At 36.2% G+C, this 6270-nt stretch carries 6 protein-coding genes; 2 read left to right on the top strand and 4 right to left on the bottom strand.

The features are described 5' to 3' along the window. Positions 1–230: 230 nt before the first annotated feature. Positions 231–452: a hypothetical protein gene (locus AC1DOS_RS17200; protein WP_477538482.1), complete on the bottom strand. Its 222-nt coding sequence runs from the start codon at positions 450–452 to the stop codon at positions 231–233. 358 nt (positions 453–810) lie between these two features. On the opposite strand from AC1DOS_RS17200, the gene istA reads away from it, so the two are divergent. Together istA and istB are read left to right on the top strand one after the other, a co-directional pair. Next, on the top strand, positions 811–2361 hold the full coding sequence (istA, locus tag AC1DOS_RS17205) for an IS21 family transposase (protein WP_477538483.1): 1551 nt from the start codon (positions 811–813) through the stop codon (positions 2359–2361). Next, positions 2358–3131, top strand: a complete 774-nt coding sequence (gene istB, locus AC1DOS_RS17210; protein WP_477538484.1) for an IS21-like element helper ATPase IstB — start codon at positions 2358–2360, stop codon at positions 3129–3131. The genes istA and istB overlap by 4 nt, the downstream gene beginning before the upstream one ends. Before the next feature lie 55 nt (positions 3132–3186). Here the strand turns inward: istB and AC1DOS_RS17215 are convergent, their stop codons facing one another. The 3 genes from AC1DOS_RS17215 to rfbA form a co-directional block, all read right to left on the bottom strand. Then, the gene (locus tag AC1DOS_RS17215) at positions 3187–3366 is read right to left on the bottom strand and encodes a hypothetical protein (RefSeq protein WP_477538485.1); all 180 of its coding nucleotides are present in this window, start codon (positions 3364–3366) and stop codon (positions 3187–3189) included. Between the two features lie 972 nt (positions 3367–4338). Further along, complete coding sequence (gene rfbB / locus AC1DOS_RS17220; RefSeq protein ID WP_477538486.1) at positions 4339–5358, bottom strand: dTDP-glucose 4,6-dehydratase; 1020 nt, start codon at positions 5356–5358, stop codon at positions 4339–4341. Between the two features lie 38 nt (positions 5359–5396). Beyond that, positions 5397–6270 (bottom strand): glucose-1-phosphate thymidylyltransferase RfbA (rfbA, locus tag AC1DOS_RS17225; RefSeq protein WP_477538487.1); only part of this gene is annotated, 874 nt, incomplete at its 5' end.

Consider the following 6270-nt stretch of genomic DNA (forward strand, 5'->3'; position numbering starts at 1 on the left):
CTTCTCTTTTGTTCTTCAATTCTTTAACAATGATTCCCTTAGACTTTAACAAGTTAATCTGCTCCATTTTCATTCCTCATACTTTCTCCAAATTAAATAAACGCATCCGTTATCTTTCAAAACTTGTTATGTGAAATTCGCACTTTACTATACGTTTCCATAGCCTTTATGAATTACTCTTTATTCAACTAACCTGCTCCGTTAGTTTAAGTAGAATCCTCACAATCTCCTTAAAAATATGTAAGATAACTGCCAATCAGACATCCAAGCCCAATCAATAAATAAAATGTTTTTGTAAACCAATATGGTAATTTATCTGTCCAACTTGTAATAAATTCAAGAATAATTGAACCACTATGACCAAAACCTTCTTCTTTGTGAATATTTTTATTGTGTCTAATCCCAAAAGCAATAAATCCTACACCGAAAATTAATAATAAAATACTTTCCATTTAAAATTCCTTTCTAAGCTAAAACCTAACTACGTTTTTTATAATCATGAATCGGTTCTTCTGCTAAACTGCCCCGTTAGTTCAATAAGGAAAATTGCTGCTTGAGCATCTTGTCAAAAATTTTACTCATCTTCTTTTTGATGACTAGGTAAAGATAATGCAATCAAAATAATTATTCCAATTAATAACTGAAGACTAGGGAGAGGGAGACCAGATAGAAACCCTTTGTTGTAACTATCAATAATTGTAAACGCTAAACTAAATTGAACAGATTTCACCAATTAAGATTGAACAGTTTTCACTAAAAACTTAGCTTCTATATACTAGTAACTAGTTTATAGAAAGCGAGGATTCTGGAGTGAAAAAGAAAATGGATTATTATCAAATCAGGAAGTTAAAAGAAGAAGGATTTAAGGAAGCAGCGATTGCCCGCAAACTATCTATCTCACGGAATACTGTTCGATCGTATCTTGGGAAGTCTCCAGAGGAATTTGAGGCGTTTATCTTAACGCTTCAAGCGCGGGGAAGGAAATTAGATCCCTACCGGGATTACATTGTTATGTGGTTGAAACAACATCCCGATCTAACTGGTGCTCAGGTTTATGATTGGCTGCAGGAAAAATGCGATGTGCAAAATGTAGCTGAAAGTACTGTGCGGAGTTATGTTAATGAAGTGAGGGATACTTACCGAATTCCCAAGGTCAGTAACCAGCGGATTTATGAAGCTGTTCCAGACCTACCAATGGGCTATCAGGTTCAGGTGGACTTTGGACAAGACAAAGTGAAAACGACAGAGGAAACGAATAAACGATTGTACTTTATTGCCTTTGTTCTCTCTCATTCCCGGTTCAAGTATGTCGMATGGTTGGACAGGCCTTTTCGCACGCARGACATGATGCGCTGTCATGAAAATGCTTTTCATTACTTTGGGGGTATACCGATTGAAATGGTCTATGACCAAGACGCTATTTTGTCCGTCAGCGAAAATGCGGGAGATCTGATGTTAACTGCAGAGTTTGAAAAATACCGAAAAGTACGCGGATTTAAAATCTACCTTTGTCGCAAGAGTGATCCGGAATCCAAAGGAAAGATTGAGCAAGTCGTTAAGTTCGTTAAATATAACTTCAGTAAAAATAGGACATATGACCATCTATCAACTTGGAACGAATCGACACTCGATTGGCTCGAAAGAACGGGAAACCATAAGATTCATCACAATACGAAAAAAAGACCCTTCGAAGTGCACGCCCTGGAAAAGCAACACTTACGAATAGTCTCTTCAACTTTCTCTTTCGAGAATCATCTTACTGAAAGTATAACAAGAAATATCACCAAGGACAACGTTCTTCGATACGAGGGAAATCGGTATTCCGTTCCTGCAGGAACGTATCATCCGAAGTCTAAGAACCTTGCCTATTTAGAGATTACAAAAGATGGGCAACTACAAATCCGGTTAAAGCCAACCGGTCCCATTCTGACGGCACACCATATTTCCGTTGAAAAAGGACAAACCATCAGGGATCCAAAACACAAGAAATTAAAAGAATCGAAAACAGCACTGCTTGCCCATCAAATAGTTGAGGCATTCCACAATCATGCACTCATTGAATGGTTTATCGAAGAATTACGAAGAAAATATGGTCGATATCAGTTGGATCAACTGCGTGTATTGAAAGTTGTTATCGAGACTCATACCGCTCATATTAACGAGGCATTGGAAAAAGTGAAATTAATGAACCTGATCAGTGCCAATGATTTCAGGGATATCGCCTTCTCCTTGCATAAGGAGGCAAAAGAAGATATTAGGCTGAAGATACATACTCTCCCAACAAAATATGAGCATCTTCAAGCAGCGGAACGGTCGGAAGACTACTATGCCAATATTTTGACTGGAGGTAGAAACCGATGACAAATCCAGCTGATGGACTTCAAGAAAAATGCCGAACTCTTCGACTAGCTGAAACGGCAAAAGAACTACCTACCCTTTTACGAAACGCAGAGGCAGAGAGTTGGACCTATCATGAATTTATTCATAAATTATTAAGTCATGAATTGAATTGCCGAGAGAGAAAGAGTATCGACCGTAATATGAAATGGGCTGATTTTCCTTACCATAAAACACTTAAAGAATATGACTTGAAAGAACAAAACGCTATAGGAGAACGTCAATTTAAACTGCTTAAAGAGTTAGAATGGGTTACGGAAAATTTCACTCTCATTCTTATGGGACCGCCAGGTGCAGGAAAAACCCACCTTGCGGTGGGTTTAGGGATACATGCCATTAATCAGGGGTACCAAGTAGCATTCATCTCTATGGCAGAACTGATATATGTATTGAAAACTCGTGAATATACTAGTAAATCCCGCACACGGTATAAGAGGATTACTACTTCTAACTTAGTCATTATCGATGATGTCATGTATATGACAATCGATCCAAAAGAAGCAAGTCTGTTTTTCCAATTCATTTACGAGCTATATGACAATGTGGCATTCATCCTTACGTCGAATAAAGGACCGAATGAGTGGGGTAAATTCTTAGGAGACCCCACTTTCACCACAGCAATCCTAGATCGACTCCTACATCGTAGTGAAATAATCTCTTTTAGTGAAGAGGATGACAGCTTAAGAATGAAATACCGTAAAACTTTGTTTACCGAAATAAGTGTTCAATCTTAACTGAGGAAAACTGTTCAAAACTAATTGACGAAAACTGTTCATTCTTACTTGACGGTTACATGTGATCGATCAAATCGACAAATTGTTGATCGACAAAAGTGAAATCATTGCGCTTTTGTACTCCTTTGACGTAACTATCACAAATATAAACAACTTCATTTCTTCGTTGTAAATAAGTCGCTGTTCCAATTGAATCCTCATTAAACCTCATGATAATATGAACTTTAATCTTCATTTAACGTTTCTCTCCTTCATGCCATTTACACAAACAACTCTCTCTTCATTTTAACCTATTCCGTCCATATATGTAATAAATTTCCTTTAATTTTAATTCTATTGATAAAACCGTCTTGGGAAATGAAAAAAGAGTCTGAGACCCTTTACATAAAACAAGCGTCCGAAAATACAATTTCGGGCGCCGCTGGATTTTCTATAAAGTTTTGAGTGGCAACCTGACGGTCTCCAACAAAAGGTGCCACCCATGCTAAATATTAATAGAATTTCTATTAAAATCGACTGCATTTAAAGCATAAAATTAATACACTTCAAAATTGTTCATCAAAAATTTTCAATTAAATTGTCATGGGCGACACCGCTTAAATTATGACAATTTACAGGAATGATAATTCATGCAGGATCAATTATGTAAAAACCATTGCTTACCGCTAGTGAATAATTCGAATATATTTTTGCACCGGTACGTGATTTACTTAGGCAACCGCTGTACTAAAGCCTAGAAAATGATAGAGACGATCTAAGTGACCAGGTCACATTGATCGTCTCTTTCTTTGCAGACTATCCTCGAAGATGCAATTTCGTCCACTTTGTAATTTCATTTTGCTATGTTCTCATACAACAACTTCTCTCGAGTGCTGTCCCTGGGTCAGACTCAAATGTTTCTCAATTTGACACGCCGACAAAAGAACTTACAAAACTGGAATTGTAGAAAAATGACAGAATTCTGTAGAATTGTTTTCAACCCTGGGACGCGAATTTTAAATAATTCGACACTAAATCCAAAGATAAGTATACAATAACACCTTGGATGACAACACTGTAGCATTATAACTGATAAATAAAAAGCCGAGTTACCTTTTCACCTCACTCGGCTCTTTTTCTGATGGCACTTGATGTCCTGCTTCCCTTCTACCTTCAATTACACTATGTTTTGTATATGGTTAAAGATGGGATGGGGAAATATTTATATTTATCTGTTATACTGCATTTCAAAATAATTCTTATATTCACCATTGATTATTTGCTCCCACCATTCTTTATTATTAATGTACCATTGAATAGTTTGATCAATACCAGAATCAAATGTATAAGTGGGTTTCCAGCCTAGTTGTTCTAGTTTTGTTGGATCAATCGCGTAACGCTTATCATGACCTAGGCGATCTTTTACAAATTCTATTAACTCCTCTGATTTTCCTAAAGCGCTAATAATTGTTTTCACGACATCTAGATTAGTTAGTTCATTATGTCCGCCTACATTATACACTTCTCCAACGACACCTTCATGTAACACTAAATCAATGGCAGCACAATGGTCATAAACATGTAACCAATCTCGAATATTTCTCCCATCACCATAAACAGGTACCTTTTGTTCGTTTAAAACACGTGAAATCGTTAATGGAATCAATTTCTCTGGAAAGTGATATGGACCATAATTATTCGAACACCGAGTTATGTTAACAGGTAAGCCGTATGTTTCATGATAAGCACGTACTAATAAGTCAGATGATGCTTTACTCGCACTATACGGGCTATTTGGCTGTAATGGTGTATCTTCAGTGAAAAATGTAAGAGGATTAAAATCAAGCTCTCCATACACTTCATCTGTTGAAACATGTACAAATTTTGAAACATTTATTTTTTTGGATGCATCAAGCAAGACCTGTGTTCCGACTACATTTGTCTGAACAAATATTCCGGGATTTGTAATCGAACGATCCACATGACTTTCAGCAGCAAAATGGACTACATAATCAAATTTTTCTTGTTCAAATAAAGAATTTATTACGTCACGTTCTACAATATCTGCTTTTACAAAATGATAATTATCTTTTTGTAAAATTTCACGATGTTTGGTTAAATCACCTGCATATGTTAGTAAATCTAAATTATATATATCATACTGAGGATATTTGTTAACCATATACTGTACAAAGTTTCCGCCTATGAAACCTGCTCCGCCTGTAACAAGTACTTTTTTCTTTTCCACTCATTTCACCTCTTAATCTAAGTATTCACTAATAACAACTAAATAGTTGTAAAAGATTTATCTTGTGGTTGATTGGCAACATCCACTAAGTATTTACTGTATTCAGTTTTTAATGGGTGGGCAAGAAATAATAATTGTTCCTTAGAAATATAACCTCTTCTATATGCGATTTCTTCAATGCAAGCTACATACAATCCTTGTCTTTTTTGAATTACTTCAACAAAATTTGAAGCCTCAAGCAAGGATTCATGAGTACCCGTATCCAACCATGCAAGACCTCGTCCCATAATCTCAACTTTCAACTTACCTCTTTGTAAATAATCATCAATAACTGATGTGATTTCCTTTTCACCACGTTCAGATGTTTGAACATTTTTCGCTATTTCAACGACATCATTATCAAAGAAATATAACCCTGGCACTGCGAGTGATGATTTGGGGTTTTCAGGCTTTTCTTCTACAGAAATTGCATTTCGCTTTTCGTCGACTTCAACAACTCCATATRCCCGTGGATCCTTTACATAACAACCAAAAATAGTCCCACCACTTATTAATGAAGCAGCTCTTTGCAATTTATTCCCAAAATCTGAACCGTAAAAAATATTATCTCCTAGTACTAATGCTACTGGAGATTCTCCGATAAACTCTTCCCCTAGGATAAAAGCTTCGGCTAAGCCATTTGGTTTTTCTTGAACGACATACTCAAATTTCATGCCAAGATTGCTGCCATTACCTAATAGTTCTTTAAAACCTATAATATCTCTTGGAGTGGAGATGATTAATATTTCTCTAATGCCCGCAAGCATCAAGACCGACAATGGATAATAAATCATTGGCTTATCATATACTGGAAGCATTTGTTTAGATACAGCTTTTGTTAATGGATAAAGTCTTGTACCGGAACCTCCAGCT

Source organism: Paenisporosarcina sp. P5_A11, assembly GCF_056400705.1.